The organism is Aurantiacibacter rhizosphaerae, assembly GCF_009807005.1.
Classification (GTDB): domain Bacteria; phylum Pseudomonadota; class Alphaproteobacteria; order Sphingomonadales; family Sphingomonadaceae; genus Alteraurantiacibacter; species Alteraurantiacibacter rhizosphaerae.
Genome location: NZ_WUBR01000001.1, coordinates 431,874 through 446,533, shown reverse-complemented (window position 1 = coordinate 446,533; position 14,660 = coordinate 431,874). Strand labels below are relative to the sequence as shown.

Here is a 14,660-nt window from a genome sequence, read left to right as displayed (position 1 = left end):
CATGGGTACGCGCCGCATTCTGGTAACCGGGGCAAGCGGCTTTATCGGCCGGCAGGTGTGCCGCCATTTGCCCGCTGATGCAGAACTGCACTTCACATCGCGCGGGGAAAAGGCCCTAACGACGGGCACATGGCACGGCGTCGATCTGCGCGAGCCCGCGGCGTGTGAGGCGCTGATCCAAAAGGTTCGTCCCCACACGCTGGTGCATTGCGCCTGGAATACGCAGCATGGACAGTTCTGGGAAGCGCAGGACAATCTGCAATGGCTTGAAGCAGGGGTTGCCCTGTTCAACGCCTTTGCCGCGCATGGCGGACAGCGCATCGTGGCATGTGGCACCTGCGCGGAATATCCTGATGCCTTTGTCGAACCGCTTTGCGAGAGCCAGCCGATCGCACCTGGCGCGCCGGCAACGCTATACGGGCAGGCGAAGCTGGCGCTGCTTCACCACTTGCAAACACTGGACGTCAGCCATGCGTGGGTGCGCATTTTCCTGGCCTATGGAGAGGGGGAGGACGCGCGGCGGCTTGTCCCCAATGTTGCCTGCGCGCTGCTGAGCGGGATCGCCGCACAATGCTCTTCCGGCACACAGTTGCGCGATTTCATGGATGTGCGCGACATGGGGGAGGCGATTGCCATGCTGGCAGCATCGGACGTGAAGGGCGTGGTAAATCTTGGCAGCGGCCAGCCCGCCACCATCGGACAGGTCGCCTCGATGCTGGGCGAGATTACGGGCAAGCCCGAGTTGGTGCAACTTGGCGCCCTGCCAGACAGACCGGGCGAAGCGCCCGTTCTGGTCCCCGACACTCGCCGCCAGACCGAAGAACTCGGCTTCATCCCGCGCATCGGCCTTCGCCGCGGGCTGGAAGACGCCGTCAGCTATTGGTCAACGCATTGTTTACCATAACTTCACCACTGCCGCGCATAGGGATGCCATGACAGACAAAGCTTTCGAACAGCGACGCGCCGACCTCGTCACCCGTCTTGGCAATGATGCCGATATGGCGGGGCTTACCGATCAATGGCTCGGCAAGGCGCAGGAACTTGGCTATTCATATAATTTCGATTGGCTGGGTCTGCCCATCATCCAGTATCCGCAGGATATCGTGGCGATGCAGGAACTGATCTGGAAGATCCAGCCGGACGTCATCGTGGAAACCGGTGTGGCGCGCGGGGGATCACTGATCTTTTATGCCAGCATGATGGAACTGGTGGCGAATTGTGGCGGAAACTCCGATGGCCGCGTGATCGGCATTGATATCGATATCCGCCAACCCAATCGAGACGCGATCGAGGCGCACGCGATGGCGAAGCGCATCGAGCTTGTCCAAGGCTCCAGCATCGATACCGAAGTTGTGGACCAGGTGCGCGATATGGTGGGGGATGCGGCCAAAGTGCTCGTGTGCCTCGACAGCAATCACACGCATGATCACGTGCTGGAAGAACTGCGCGCCTATGCCCCGATGACGACGCCGGGCAGCTATTGCGTGGTGTTTGATACGCTGGTGGAGAACCTGCCCGACGCGGCGATTGGTGACAGGCCATGGGGCAAGGGAAACAACCCACTCACCGCCGTGCGCGCCTATCGGGAAGAGAGCGACGCGTTTGAAACGGATGCGCGCATTCACGACAAGTTGCAGGTCTCTGTCGCGCGCGAAGGATATCTGCGCCGCCGCGGCTGAGGGAGGGTCATGGCCGATTTCACGGTAGCCATTCCCGTTTACAACGGCGCCCGCTTCCTGGAAGCGGCGCTGGAATCGATTGCGGCGCAGGACCTGGAAGGGGTCGAGGTGCTGGTGAGCGACAACGCCTCCACCGACGATACGCCTGCAATACTCGAACGGTGGGCGGCGCGCCTGCCGCTGCGCGTGGTGCGCCGCGCGCAAACGCTGCCAATGCGTGATCATTTCAACGCCTTGCTGGATGATGTCGACAGCCCGGCATACATGCTGCTGTGTCACGACGATTACCTCGCCCATCCCGACGCGCTTCGTCTTGCGCGAAAGGCGATGGCGGACAATCCCGACATCGCCACCGTCTATTGCGACATGCTCTATGTCGATGAAGCAGGGCAGCAGTTGGCACGGCGCAGCTTTGGCCGATCAGGGCGTTTCAACCCGGATGAAATCGGGCGGCGATGCCTGCAAACGGGCCGTAACCTCTTCGGCATTCCGCTGGCCATCCGCACCAGTGCTCTGGGCAACCTGCGGTATGACGAGCAGTTTCTCTATGCGATGGATATTGATCTTTCGTGGGCGCTGGGCGCTGCTGGCGATGCATGGCACATCGACACGCCGCTGATCGCCAATCGCTACAGCGCCGATAACACGACCTGGCGCCTGCTGGGCAGCACAGTGGGCGAATATCGCCGCCTTGCCGCAAAGCATGTTGGCGCGCGCAGTGCCTTGCAGGACACGCGACTGGCGCTGACCTGCCACTTCGTAACGGCGCAGAAACTGGCCTTCCGCTTTTATGCAAAGGCGCGCAATTGGCGCTGACGACAGCCCGTCTGGATTTTGCGGAGGAGCGTGGCCGCCTGCTGCGTTTCCTGGTTGTGGGCGCGGCCAACACGGGCCTTTCCTATGCCGTTTATGCCGGGGGTCTGTCGCTGGGCCTTTCATATCAGCTGGCCAGCCTTGTCGCCTTGCTGGTGGGTATCGCCACGGGTTTCGTGCTGCAGGGCAAGGTCGCCTTCAAGGCGCAGTTGAAAGGCCGCTTCCTGCCATTTCTTGGCCTGTGGAGCCTGCTGTATCTGGCCAATATCGTGGCCATCGATGCCATCGCGTTTTTCGGCCTGAATTACTATTGGGCAGGCCTGCTGGCAGCGGTGCCGGTGAATATCATTTCCTTCGTTGCGCTGCGCAGCGTGATTTTCGCGGATCGCAAATACAGCATGCTATGCCTGGCGCTGATCTGGTGCCTTGGCTTGGCAGCTGTGGCGCGCCTGCATGTGGTGACGCACCTGGCGCCCAACTGGGACGAGTTTCTCAACCTCTCCATGGTGTATGACTACCGCCGGGGGGAGATGACGGAGATTTTCCAGACGGGCTTCATCCACCTCTTCCGCTGGCTTCCCTATATCTCCGGTAACGAGGTTGATCAGGTGATCGGCGCGCGCTTTATCGCCCTGCTGTGCGCCGGGATCACCAGCTGGGCGATATACCATGCCAGCCGCCGCTTCATGCCAGTTGAAAGTGCGCTGGTCGCGGTGCTGGCCTTCAACACATTCGGCTATTCACTGCTGTATGGCACGGACTTTCGAACCGACACGCTGGCCACCGCCGCGATGATGTCTGCCGCCGCGCTGGCCACGCGGCCTGCGCTGGGCATGAAGACGACGATTGGCGTCGGCATGCTGATGGCGATTGGCGGGGTCCTGACGATAAAGTCTGTCTTCTTCGTTCCCACCATCGGTATATTGCTGCTGACGGCGTCATTTACGGACCGGGACCCTTGGCGCTCTTCACGTATCCTGCTGGCAGGAGCGGCTGTTTCGCTGCTGGTGTTCGCTACCATCCTGTTGCTGCACGCCAGCGGATTGCAGGATAAGGCATCGGCCGTGGCCTTCATCGGGCGCACCGGCGGGGCCACCCTGCTGACGGGCGATTACACCATCGCCAAAGTCTTCGCCCTGCCCGTGCTCTTGCGCAATGTGGGCATGTGGTTCCTCTTCGCCTGCGGGGTGGGAGCGCTGATCGCGTGGAAGCGGCCCCGGCACCGGGCAGAGCAAGTGGCGCTGGCAGCGTTCATCCTGCCTGCAATGGTGCCGCTGATCTACAGCGAGGTTTACCCCTATTATCACCCCTTCATCATCGCGCCGCTATGCGTTGTTGCAGGCTTCGGCTTTCACAAATTGATGGAGAATGTGAGGGAAGGCGCCCGGCCCGTCGCGGGCTTTGCCGTTATCGCCATGATGGTGGGATTTGCCGCGCTTTCATTCTTTGCGCGGCTGGACGGGAAGTTAGCCGAACAGCGCGCCACGCTGGCGCTGGTGCACGCGATTTTCCCGCAAGCAGTTCCCTATATCGATCATGCCTCGATGGTGTCCTCCTACCCCAAGCAGGGCATTTTCATGAGTGCATGGGGCATGAAGGATTACCGCGCGGTGGGGCAGCCGATCATGCGGCAGGTGATTGCAGAGCATCAGCCACGCTTCATGCTGGAAACCCGCACCTCTCTGGCGGTGGACGCAATGTCTCCTGAGGAATCCGAGCAATCGCCCACGGGCCTGCTGGCAGAGGATGTGCGCAGCCTGCGTGACAATTACGCGCGCTACTGGGGGCCACTGTTTCTACCAGCCAAGAGCATGACGGGAAGCAGCACGATGGAACTGCTGATCGGTGGCCGCTACCGGATCGAGAGCCCCGGGCCGGTCAAGCTTGGCGGACGCACCCTGCGACCCGGAGACGCGATTGACTTGAAGGCGGGCCGCTACCCCTATTCGCTGGATGGAAAAGCGCGGCTGGTATGGGACGCACCGCCGCCGCCAACATCATCGCCGCCGGACAATTTGTTCACCGGGTGGTGACCCGGCGCGCCTTGCGGCTGCCCCTCGGCTGCGCGGGCGGCGGTATCGGGATCGACGAAATACAGCGGCCTTCGCTTCACCTCGTTATGGATGCGCCCGATATACAGGCCCACCACGCCGATCATCAGCAATTGCAGCCCGCCCAGCATGGTGACGATCAGGACGGTGGAGGTCCAGCCTTCCACCACCTCCCCGCCAAAGAACCAGCTGATCAAAATGTAGACGCCAAACAACAAGGCCAGCATGGAGATGATCATGCCGAACCATAGCGCCAGACGAAGCGGTACGTCGGAAAAGCCAAGCAACCCGTTCACCGCAAGCTTGATCATCGCGCGCAGCGGATATTTGCTTTCGCCTGCGGCGCGTTCCTCTCTTACGAAAGGCACTTCGGCTGTCTGAAAGCCAACCCAGCTGATCATGCCGCGCAAATAGCGATCCTGCTCCGGCATGTTCGAAAGGGCATCCACCACCTTGCGATCCAGCAGCCGAAAATCGCCCACGTCCAGCGGCATATCGATGGAAGAGAGGCGCCGGATGATGCGATAAAAAGCGGCTGCGGTGGCGCGTTTGAAAATGCTCTCACCAGCGCGGGCCTCCCGCCGGGCCAGCACGATGTGATTGCCCTCCCGCCATTTCTGCACCAGCTGAGGCACCACTTCCGGCGGGTCTTGCAAATCAGCATCCATCGTGATCACGGCATCGCCGCGCGCGGCATTCAGACCAGCCGTTACCGCCGTCTGATGCCCGTAATTGCGCGATAGATTGACCACCCGGAAACGCTCGTCACCGCTGGTCAGCCGCGTCATCAATTGCAGCGAGTTGTCACGACTGCCATCGTTGACCAGCACGACTTCCGCACGTTCCGGCAATTGTTCCATGAGGAGCGTCATACGCTCCAGCAGGGCAGGAATGACTGCTTCTTCCGAATAGACCGGGATAACGAGGCTGATCAGGGCGTCTCGGTCAGTCATAATGGCTCTGGTTCCTGACAAACATCGGCGCAGCGTCTGGCGCACTGTTCCCGGTCAATAGCAGCAAATGCGACAAATGCGGGATCGTAGCGGCTATCGAACTGTGGACGATGCGGCGTGCAAGCGTTGTCGCATTTTCCTAAGTAAGATCATCCATCGCCACGGACAGGCCTGCCTCGGCATCGCGGCCCGCCTGGCGTCGTAATTCCTCGATGCGGGCGCGGCCGGGTGGGCAGTCTTCCACCGGCAGGGCTGCAATCTGTTTTGCGAATTCTTGCGTGAAGTCGATGGCGTGCTCCGGGTGGGTCAGGATCAGGCCGTCTTGCTGGCTCATGCCGCGCAGAATTTTCGCACCGACCTCGTAGGGATCCATGCCGAACTGCTCGAAAGCGGTGCCGAATTGCTCCAGTTCGCCCTCCTTTGGCGGGGCGAAACCGGCATCGGCGAATTCCTCCGGGCGCTTTTGCGCGCTGGCCCAGGCGTTGGTGCGCGTCAGCGCCGGGCAGCATAGCGAGCAGCCGATGCCATGCGGCGCGAGGTTATAGCGCAGGCTGTCGGTAAGCCCGCGCACGGCGAATTTGCTGGCGGTGTAGATGCCCGCCTGCGGTCCGGGCAGGAAGGCGGCCATGCTGGCCACGTTCACCACGTGGCGCCGCCCTTCGCTGGCCTTGATGCGCGGCAGGAAGCTTTGAAGCCCGTTCACCACACCGCCGAAATTGACGCCCATGATCCAGTCGTAATCATCGTAGCTGGCCTCGTCCGTGGGCCCGAACACGGATACGCCGGCATTGTTGACCAGCACGTGCACCTCTCCGAAATGGTCCACCACCTCCTCTGCAACCTGCGCGAATCTCTGGCGGTTGGTCACATCCAGCTTGCAGAACAGCGGCGTTTCATAGCCCTTGTCGGCAAACCATTTCTCCGTCGCCGCGCGGTCATCCTCGTTGCGGTAGGACAGGGCCACGCGCATTCCGGCATCGGCAAACGCCTGCGCCGTGCCAAGGCCGATCCCGGTTACTGCGCCGGTGATGAAGGCCACGCGGCCCTGCCATTCCTCGCGATATTGTGCCGGGTCCACTGTCATCCTTGCCTCTCCACTGCCGCTAAACGGGGTTCCATTGATTGTATCAATCGTTAGTGTTGCACACAAAGAAGTCGATTGGGAGAGTCGAAATGAGTGATGTCAATGCACGCCTGGATGCCTTGGAAAAGAGCGTCCATCGCCTGGAAGACGAGGCCGCCATTCAACGCCTGCAGATGGCCTATGGCTATTACATCGATTACAACCGGCCTGAGGAAGTGGCCGGACTGTTTGCCGATGATGGCGTAGTGGTGTTCCTGTCGGGCGAATATGTCGGACCCGAAGGCGTGATGCGTCTTTACGGCACATGGTTCCAGAACCTGTTCACCCGTGGCCGCCGCGGCCCCGTGCATGGCCTGCTGCTGGATCACTTCCAGCTCCAGCCCGTCATCACCGTGGCGGAGGACCGCAAGACCGCAAAGGGTCGTTTTCGCGGGATGCTGGCCGGCGGCTGGCATGACGAGGCGATGGACTGGAAGCCCGAAGGCCCGCCGCAGCAATTCTGGGAAGCAGGGATCTACGAGAACGAGTATGTCCGCGAAAACGGTGTCTGGAAGATCAAGAAGCTCGATTACCTGATGCAGTGGCAGGGCGATTACGAGACCGGCTGGGCCAAGACCACCGCGCATCTCCAGCCCGCCGAGAAAGCATACCCGGAAAATCCGCTGGGCCCTGATCGCATCCTGCCTGCCGAACAATGGCGCACCACCTGGCCCAATCGCCACGCCGTGGAGATGAGCTTTGCCCATCCCGTGCTGGGAGAGGCGTTCAAGTTGGGCCATTTCACCGATATGATGGTGAAAGACGAGTACGGCAATTGAGCTTGCGGACGGTGACGGTGCTGGCGGCGGGCCTCGCGCTCGCCGCTTGCGAACAGGCCGGAACCGGGCCGCCCGACATGGAGCCTGCCGAAGAGGCGGCGGCGACGGGTGATCCGATGGATACCTCGGACCGCGCGAGCCTTACCGACCGCCAAGTGTCCGAACGCTTCATCGAGGTATTCTACAACCAGAACCGCCTGACCGACGGGTTCGAGGCTTGGGTCCACCCCGATTACATCCAGCACGATCCCAATTCGCCCACGGGCCGCGATCCTACCATCGCGGTGCTGGCCGATCACATGCAGGCCAACCCGGAGATGACGCATGACGTGAAGCGCGTGATCTATGGCGACGAGGGGCCGGACGGCACGCTGGTGGCGGTGCACTACCACTTCAAGCGCGCGCCCGACGATCGCGGCAGCGCGGTGGTGGACATCTACCGGGTGAACGACGGCTACCTTGTCGAGCACTGGGACGTGATCCAGCCGGTGCCCGAAGAGGCGTTGAACGACAACACGATGTTCTAGGAGAGGCGTGATGGTGTCGGGCAAGCTTGAAGACGGCAGCGAGAAAGGCCTGAAGGGCCATTTCAAGGAAGATTGGTCTCACCGCACGCGCACCGGGCTTGCCCCTCGCGCGGGACATGTGGATCGCAACGCGCCCTATCAGCGCATCGCGACGGAAGAGGCATGGACCTTCCCCGAGCTGGTAAAGGCGCAGGTCAGATACCTCGAAAGCGGCGATGCGCCCGATGATGACAGCCTGAAAATGGCGGGCATGTTCTCGAAAATGCCAAGCTTGCAGGAAATGCTACAGGATCTGGGCGACCTTCGCCTCTCGCACATGGACGAGCTGGCGATCAACCGGCAGTTGCTGTTGCTCACAGCGCCCGGTGTTCAGGTTGTGAGGCCCGGCGAAGGCACACCGCTGGCACGCGAGGCTAACGATATCGCGGCCGAGGCCTGCCGCAACCATCCGGATCGCTTTTCCGCCTGCGCCGCCTTCGATCCGCGTGACGTGGCCGGCAGCGTGCAGGAAATCGAGCGGGCGATGGGAGATCTGAAGCTCAATGGCGCGGTGCTTAATTCGCATTTCCAGGGGCATTACCTGGACGAGCAGGATTACTGGCCCATCCTTGAGGCGCTGGAAGCGATGGACGCCGCGCTCTACATCCATCCCACCGCACCCTATAATGCGCCGCATTACGAGGAACGCGGCTTCTTCGGCGCGCTGGCGGGTTTCCCGCATGATGTGTGGCTACACACGATGGGCCTGATCTTCTCAGGCGCTTTCGACCGGTTTCCCAAGCTGCGCCTGGTCATCGGCCACATGGGCGAATGCCTGCCGCTGCACCTCTATCGCTTCGACTGGATGCAGGGGAATGCCGACGGGCGCAGCCACTTGCGCGGCGGCAACCAGCCGAAGCTGAAGCACCCCGTCAGCCATTATTTCAAAACCAACATCTGGATCACCACCAGCGGCGTTGGGTGGGAACCGGCGATCAAGTTCTGTCAGGAAGTGCTGGGGCCCGACCGCGTGCTCTACGCGATGGATTACCCCTACCAGCAAAGCTACGACGAGGTTGCCGCCTATGACACGATGGCGATCGACGCGAAAGTGAAGAAAATGCTGATGGAAGACAATGCGCGCAACGTCTTCCGGATAGGCAGCTAGGCGGCCTTGCCCAGCCCCGCCACCACCGCAGGATGCAGTTCGCCGAAGAAGCGGATCCAGGCCTTGGGCCCATCCAGCGAGACGACCTTGCCGTTGATTTCGATCCGCTCGTCAATGGTGAGGTGGAGGAAGTCGTAAGCGTCTTCCCAATCGCCCGTCGCCTCAGCCCAGCAGCCTTCGCAGCTGATATCGGAGATATTGATGGGGAAGCGGTTCCTGCCGCATTCGCATTGGCCGCCAAGTGGGCGGGCATGGGTACCGGAAATCAAGTCAGCCATTGTCAGGCTCCTGCCGTGGAATGGCCGACCATAGCCCAGCATAGTTAATGGAAGGTTGGAGCCACGTTCACCCGGCAGCCACCTGCCCCGCGCGACGCAAAAGGGCGGCTCCTGAAGAACCGCCCCCCTTGTTTTACAGTTGTCGGAATAAGAGGATCAGCCCCAGACTTCCTCCGCCACTTCCACGCACAGGCGGATCTTGTCGGCCTGCTGCTGCGTGGTGATGTCATTGCCGTGCACGGTACTGGCAAAGCCGCACTGCGGGCTGAGCGCCAGCTGATCGAGATCGGTATATTTGGCCGCCTCGTCGATGCGGCGCTTGATATCGTCCTTGCTCTCCTGCTCTCCCAGCTTGGTGGAGACGAGGCCGAGGACGACGCTCTTGCCCTTGGGCAGGAAGCGCAGCGGCGAGAAATCGCCTGAGCGCGCATCGTCATATTCCAGGAAGAATGCGTCCAGTTCGCATTCGTTGAACATGACTTCAGCAACCGGGTCATATCCGCCCTCTGCCGCCCAGCTGGAACGGAAATTGCCACGACACAGGTGCATGGTGCGCACCATGTCGGCAGGGGCACCGGCGAAGCTGGCGTTGATCAGCTTGGCATAGTCATGCGTGATGGAATCGGGGTCCATGCCGCGGTTCTTCGCGTCCTCGCGGTGGCCGGTGTCACACAGGTAAGCAAGGTTCGTATCGTCAAACTGCACATAGCGGCAGCCTGCATCGGCAAGATCGGCGATCTCTTCCGAATAGGCCTTCGCCACATCGTCATAGAAACCCTGCATATCGGGATAGGCTTCCTCCGGGATACCGGCGCGGCCTGCGCGGAAATGGAGCATGGTGGGGCTGGGGATTGCCACCTTGGCCATGGCGCCGGGCGCGCTCACCTGGCTGGCGAGAAATTCGTAATCCGCGCGCTGGATCGGCTTTTCGTGGCGCACCTTGCCGGTGATGATCATCTTGGGCGGGGCGAACTGCACCTCCTTGCCGGAATCGTTCTTGAACGCCTTCTGGATGCCACCCGTCTCTTCCACGCCGGAAAGCTGCAGCAGGAAATCGGTGTGGAAGAACTTGCGGCGATATTCGCCATCGGTGATCGCCTTCAGGCCAAGGCTTTCCTGCCATTTGACCAGCTCTGCAATGCCGGCATCCTCGGCTTCGCGAAGGGCTGCGGCGTCGATCTCTCCGGCGGCGCGGGCGTCACGCGCCTCTATCACCGATTTGGGACGCAGGAACGAACCGACGTGGTCTGCGCGGGAAGGTAGTTTGAAACTCATGGGGGAATCCTGTCGTGGCCAGTAGCAAGAATTGCAAAGCCAGGGTCATGACGCGGGCTCGCGCTCGACTGACGAAGAATGCCCATAGGCGCGCGCCCTGCATCCGCGCAATATCATTTTGCGTTGCACCATCCAAAGGCACGCTTGACCTTGTGGGCGACCATTCTAACGATAGTTATCGTCTTTGGGGCCTTGCGGGACTCGCGGCCGTGCTTTGGGAGAGGCGATGATGAATTTGGGCAAGTGGGCAGCCAGCGCAGCAATGGGCATTGCCTTGGCAAGCTGCCAGACCACCACGACGCAGAACACGACGACGCAGACTGCAACGATTACTGACACTGCGGTGCCGGCTACCATCGGCTCCGTCGACAAGGCAGACCTGCTTTCAGCCGCGAACAACAATGCCAACTGGCTGACCTATGGCCGCGATTACGCTGAACAGCGCTACAGCCCGCTGGCGATGATCAACGCCGGCAATGTGGGCCAGCTGGGTCTTGCCTGGTATGCCGATATGGACACAGCGCGCGGGCAGGAAGCAACGCCGCTGGTGATCGATGGGCAGCTTTTCGTCACCACCGCATGGAGCAAGGTAAAGGCGTATGACGCCACCACCGGCGCGCCCCTGTGGGAATATGATCCGCAGGTGCCCGGCGCGACGGCGGCGAAGGCGTGCTGCGACGTGGTGAACCGCGGCGTTGCGGCCTGGGGGGATATGCTGTTCCTAGGCACGCTGGACGGGCGGCTGATCGCGCTGGACCGGGCCACGGGGAACGAAATCTGGTCCAAGGTCACGGTCGATCAGTCCAAGGCCTATACCATCACCGGCGCGCCGCGTGTGATCGATGGCAAGGTGATCATCGGCAATGGCGGCGCGGAATACACCACGCGCGGCTATGTCAGCGCCTATGACGCGGCGACGGGAGAGATGCTGTGGCGCTTCTACACCGTGCCCGGCGCGCCGGAGGAAGCTGCCAGCGAAAGCCCTGCCCTTGCCGCCGCGCGCGACACCTGGACCGGCGAGTGGTGGAAACTGGGCGGCGGGGGCACCGTGTGGGATGCCATGGCCTATGATCCCGACCTTGATCTGCTGTACATCGGCGTTGGCAACGGATCTCCGTGGAACCAGGCCTATCGCAGCCCCGACGGCGGCGACAATCTGTACCTTTCCAGCATCGTGGCGCTGCGCCCCGAAACGGGCGAATACGTGTGGCATTACCAGACGACGCCCGGCGACACCTGGGATTTCACCGCCACGCAGCACATTATGCTAGCCGATCTGGAGATCGACGGCGAGGTGCGCGAAGTGTTGATGCAGGCGCCCAAGAACGGCTTCTTCTACGTGATCGACCGCGCGACGGGCGAACTGATCAGCGCCGATAATTACGTGCCGCAGAACTGGACGAGTGGCATCGACATGGAAACCGGACGGCCCATCGTCGTGCCGGAGGCGCGCTATGGTGACACCGGCGTGCCATTTGTCTCCACGCCGGGTGCAGGCGGCGGGCACAACTGGCACCCGATGGCCTTCCATCCCGGTGAAGGGCTGGTGTTCATCCCGGCGATAGAGGCTGCCTTCCCCTATGTTCCTGAAAAGGACTGGAAGCCCGATCCCAATTACGGCTTCAACGTCGGCATAGATCAGGCAGCAGGCGCTCTGCCAGCCGATGCCGCCATGCGTGCTGCCACTGCATCAGGCACGAAGGGTGCACTGATTGCATGGAACCCGGTAACCCAGTCGGAACGCTGGCGGGTGCAATATCCCGGCCCGTGGAATGGCGGCGCGCTGGCAACCGGTGGCGGCCTGGTGTTCCAGGGCACGGCGGCAGGCAACCTTGCCGCATACAGCGTGACGGACGGCGCGGAACTGTGGCGTTTCCGTGCGCAGACCGGCGTGGTCGCCCCGCCCATCACCTATATGATTGATGGAGAGCAATATATGGCCGTGCTGGCCGGTTGGGGCGGCATCTGGCCGCTGGCACCCGGCGGCATCCTGAATGAACTCAGCGGGCCGGTGCAGAATATCTCGCGCCTGATGGTGTTCAAGCTGGGCGCCAGTGGCGAACTGCCGCCAGAGCCGGAACTGGTACGCCTGCCGCTGGACCCGCCCACCTTCTCCGGCAGCGAGGAGCAGGTGGCTGGCGGCGGCTATGACTATGGCCGCTATTGTGGCCAGTGCCACGGCGACAATGCCGTAGGCTCCACCGTCCTGCCGGATCTGCGCCGCAGCGCCGTGTTGCAAAGCGAGCAGGTGTGGAATGCCATCGTGCATGACGGCGCGCTGGAACAGCGCGGCATGGTGGGCTTTGCCAAGAGCCTTTCGACCGATGAAATCGAGGCAATCCGCCAATTCGTGATTTTCCGCGCCCACCAGGACAAGGATCTGGATGAGCGCGGCGGATAGGGGCCGAAGCGGGTTGAAATTCGTGGCCAAGCGGTCAAAAGATTGCTATACGTTACAACAATAATTGATTCTCCCGGGATAGGAGCCCCAAGCATGAACGAACAGACTACGATTGACCGTACCCAGCGTGAGTATTCAGCCGCCGCGAAGAAGGCGCTGGAACGCTCTCCGCAGCTTTATATCAACGGCGAATGGGTGGATTCCTCCGGTGGCGAAACCATCGACGTAGAGGATCCCTCTTCCGGCAAGATCGTCTCCAAGATCGTGGAAGCCAGCGACAAGGACGTGGACCGCGCCGTTGCCGCCGCGCGCACCGCTTTCGATGATGGCCGCTGGCGCAACATGCCCCCTGTCGCCCGCCAGAAGATCATGACCAAGCTGGCCGACCTGATCGAGGAGCATGCAGACGAGCTGGCCGAACTCGAAGCCATCGACGTTGGCAAGCCCAAGGGTATGGCCGGCGCGATCGACGTGCCGGGCGCTGCTGCGCACATCCGTTTCTGCGCTGGCTGGGCCGGCAAGATCAACGGCGAGACGATGAATCCCTACAGCATGCCGGGCGAAACGATGTTCGCCTACACGCTGAAGGAACCGGTGGGTGTTTGCGCGCAGATCGTGCCGTGGAACTTCCCGCTGCTGATGGCCTGCCTGAAGATCGCGCCTGCTCTGGCCGCAGGTTGCACCACCATCCTGAAGCCTGCCGAACAGACCAGCCTGACCGCGCTGCGCCTGGCAGACCTTGTGCACGAGGCCGGTATTCCTGCTGGCGTCGTCAACATCATCACAGGCTATGGCCACACCGGTGGTGACCGGATGGTGAAGCACCCCGATGTCGACAAGGTGGCCTTCACCGGCTCCACCGAGATCGGCAAGCTGATCAACCGCAATGTTACCGATACGCTGAAGCACATCACGCTGGAACTGGGCGGCAAAAGCCCGGTGGTGGTGATGCCCGATGTCGATATCCAGGAAACCGCTCCGGGCGTCAGCCAGGCGATTTTCTTCAACTCCGGCCAGGTCTGCGTGGCGGGCAGCCGCCTCTACGCGCACAAGAGCGTGTTTGACGAAGTGGTGGAAGGCATGGCCAACACCGCAGAGTTCTGGGCACCGCGCCCCAGCCTCGATCCCGATGCCCACATGGGCCCGCTGGTGTCGAAGGAACAGCACGAGCGCGTGATGGGCTATATCGATGCCGGCAAGCGTGACGGTGCCTCTGTCCTGATGGGCGGCGATGCCCCCAGCAGCGATGGCGGCTATTACGTGAACCCCACCATCCTCACCGATGTGAACCCGCAGATGAGCGTCGTTCGCGAGGAGATCTTCGGCCCCGTCGTGGTCGCCCAGCGCTTTGAGGATCTGGACGAGGTGGTGAAGGATGCCAACGACACGCAATACGGCCTTGCCGCCGGCGTGTGGACCAAGGATGCATCTGCCGCGCACCGCATCGCCAGCAAGCTGCAGGCGGGCACGGTGTGGGTGAATTGCCACGCCATGATCGACGTTGCCGTTCCTTTCGGCGGCTTCAAGGAAAGCGGCGTCGGCCGCGAACAGGGCCGCGAGGGTATCGAGGCTTATCTCGAAACCAAGTCGGTCATCATGAAACTTTGATCACTGTGTGAAACGCAGGGCCTGCC

The 14,660-nt window shown here is 61.8% G+C and carries 13 protein-coding genes; 9 read left to right on the top strand and 4 right to left on the bottom strand.

Going from position 1 to position 14,660, the window contains the following annotated elements:
* Nucleotide 1 precedes the first annotated feature (1 nt).
* Genes GRF63_RS02135 through GRF63_RS02120 form a run of 4 tightly spaced genes read left to right on the top strand, consistent with a single transcriptional unit; the run spans nt 2 to nt 4,525 of the window.
* Nucleotides 2-904 carry an NAD-dependent epimerase/dehydratase family protein gene (locus GRF63_RS02135; RefSeq protein ID WP_160484364.1) on the top strand — a complete coding sequence of 301 codons (903 nt, stop codon included), beginning with the start codon at nt 2-4 and terminating at the stop codon, nt 902-904.
* A gap of 28 nt (nt 905-932) precedes the next feature.
* Nucleotides 933-1,679 (top strand): cephalosporin hydroxylase family protein, encoded by a 747-nt coding sequence (locus GRF63_RS02130; protein WP_160484363.1) that lies wholly within the window; start codon nt 933-935, stop codon nt 1,677-1,679.
* Nucleotides 1,680-1,688: 9 nt separating this feature from the next.
* Nucleotides 1,689-2,495 (top strand): glycosyltransferase, encoded by an 807-nt coding sequence (locus tag GRF63_RS02125; protein WP_160484362.1) that lies wholly within the window; start codon nt 1,689-1,691, stop codon nt 2,493-2,495.
* Nucleotides 2,486-4,525 (top strand): GtrA family protein, encoded by a 2,040-nt coding sequence (locus GRF63_RS02120; protein ID WP_160484361.1) that lies wholly within the window; start codon nt 2,486-2,488, stop codon nt 4,523-4,525. The genes GRF63_RS02125 and GRF63_RS02120 overlap by 10 nt, the downstream gene beginning before the upstream one ends.
* Here GRF63_RS02120 and GRF63_RS02115 read toward each other — a convergent pair.
* On the bottom strand, nt 4,435-5,496 hold the full coding sequence (locus GRF63_RS02115; RefSeq protein ID WP_160484360.1) for a glycosyltransferase family 2 protein: 1,062 nt from the start codon (nt 5,494-5,496) through the stop codon (nt 4,435-4,437). The genes GRF63_RS02120 and GRF63_RS02115 overlap by 91 nt on opposite strands.
* A 139-nt stretch (nt 5,497-5,635) precedes the next feature.
* Nucleotides 5,636-6,580 carry an SDR family oxidoreductase gene (locus GRF63_RS02110; protein ID WP_160484359.1) on the bottom strand — a complete coding sequence of 315 codons (945 nt, stop codon included), beginning with the start codon at nt 6,578-6,580 and terminating at the stop codon, nt 5,636-5,638.
* An 89-nt stretch (nt 6,581-6,669) separates the two neighbouring features.
* On the opposite strand from GRF63_RS02110, the gene GRF63_RS02105 reads away from it, so the two are divergent.
* Genes GRF63_RS02105 through GRF63_RS02095 form a run of 3 tightly spaced genes read left to right on the top strand, consistent with a single transcriptional unit; the run spans nt 6,670 to nt 9,072 of the window.
* On the top strand, nt 6,670-7,398 hold the full coding sequence (locus tag GRF63_RS02105) for a nuclear transport factor 2 family protein (protein ID WP_160484358.1): 729 nt from the start codon (nt 6,670-6,672) through the stop codon (nt 7,396-7,398).
* Nucleotides 7,395-7,925, top strand: coding sequence for a nuclear transport factor 2 family protein (locus tag GRF63_RS02100; protein WP_160484357.1), 531 nt, complete (start codon nt 7,395-7,397; stop codon nt 7,923-7,925). The genes GRF63_RS02105 and GRF63_RS02100 overlap by 4 nt, the downstream gene beginning before the upstream one ends.
* 10 nt (nt 7,926-7,935) lie before the next feature.
* Nucleotides 7,936-9,072 (top strand): amidohydrolase family protein, encoded by a 1,137-nt coding sequence (locus tag GRF63_RS02095; RefSeq protein WP_160484356.1) that lies wholly within the window; start codon nt 7,936-7,938, stop codon nt 9,070-9,072.
* Here the strand turns inward: GRF63_RS02095 and GRF63_RS02090 are convergent.
* A complete protein-coding gene (locus GRF63_RS02090; RefSeq protein WP_160484355.1) occupies nt 9,069-9,350 on the bottom strand; it encodes a hypothetical protein in 282 nt (93 codons plus the stop codon). The two genes, GRF63_RS02095 and GRF63_RS02090, sit on opposite strands and share 4 nt — an antisense overlap.
* 156 nt (nt 9,351-9,506) lie before the next feature.
* The gene (locus GRF63_RS02085; RefSeq protein ID WP_160484354.1) at nt 9,507-10,625 is read right to left on the bottom strand and encodes a 5-methyltetrahydropteroyltriglutamate--homocysteine S-methyltransferase; all 1,119 of its coding nucleotides are present in this window, start codon (nt 10,623-10,625) and stop codon (nt 9,507-9,509) included.
* Nucleotides 10,626-10,854: 229 nt separating this feature from the next.
* On the opposite strand from GRF63_RS02085, the gene GRF63_RS02080 reads away from it, so the two are divergent.
* Both GRF63_RS02080 and GRF63_RS02075 read left to right on the top strand, forming a co-directional pair.
* Entirely contained in the window at nt 10,855-13,026 is a 2,172-nt protein-coding gene (locus GRF63_RS02080) for a PQQ-dependent dehydrogenase, methanol/ethanol family (RefSeq protein WP_419865948.1), read from the top strand.
* A gap of 93 nt (nt 13,027-13,119) precedes the next feature.
* A complete protein-coding gene (locus GRF63_RS02075) occupies nt 13,120-14,634 on the top strand; it encodes an aldehyde dehydrogenase family protein (RefSeq protein WP_160484353.1) in 1,515 nt (504 codons plus the stop codon).
* Nucleotides 14,635-14,660 lie beyond the last annotated feature (26 nt).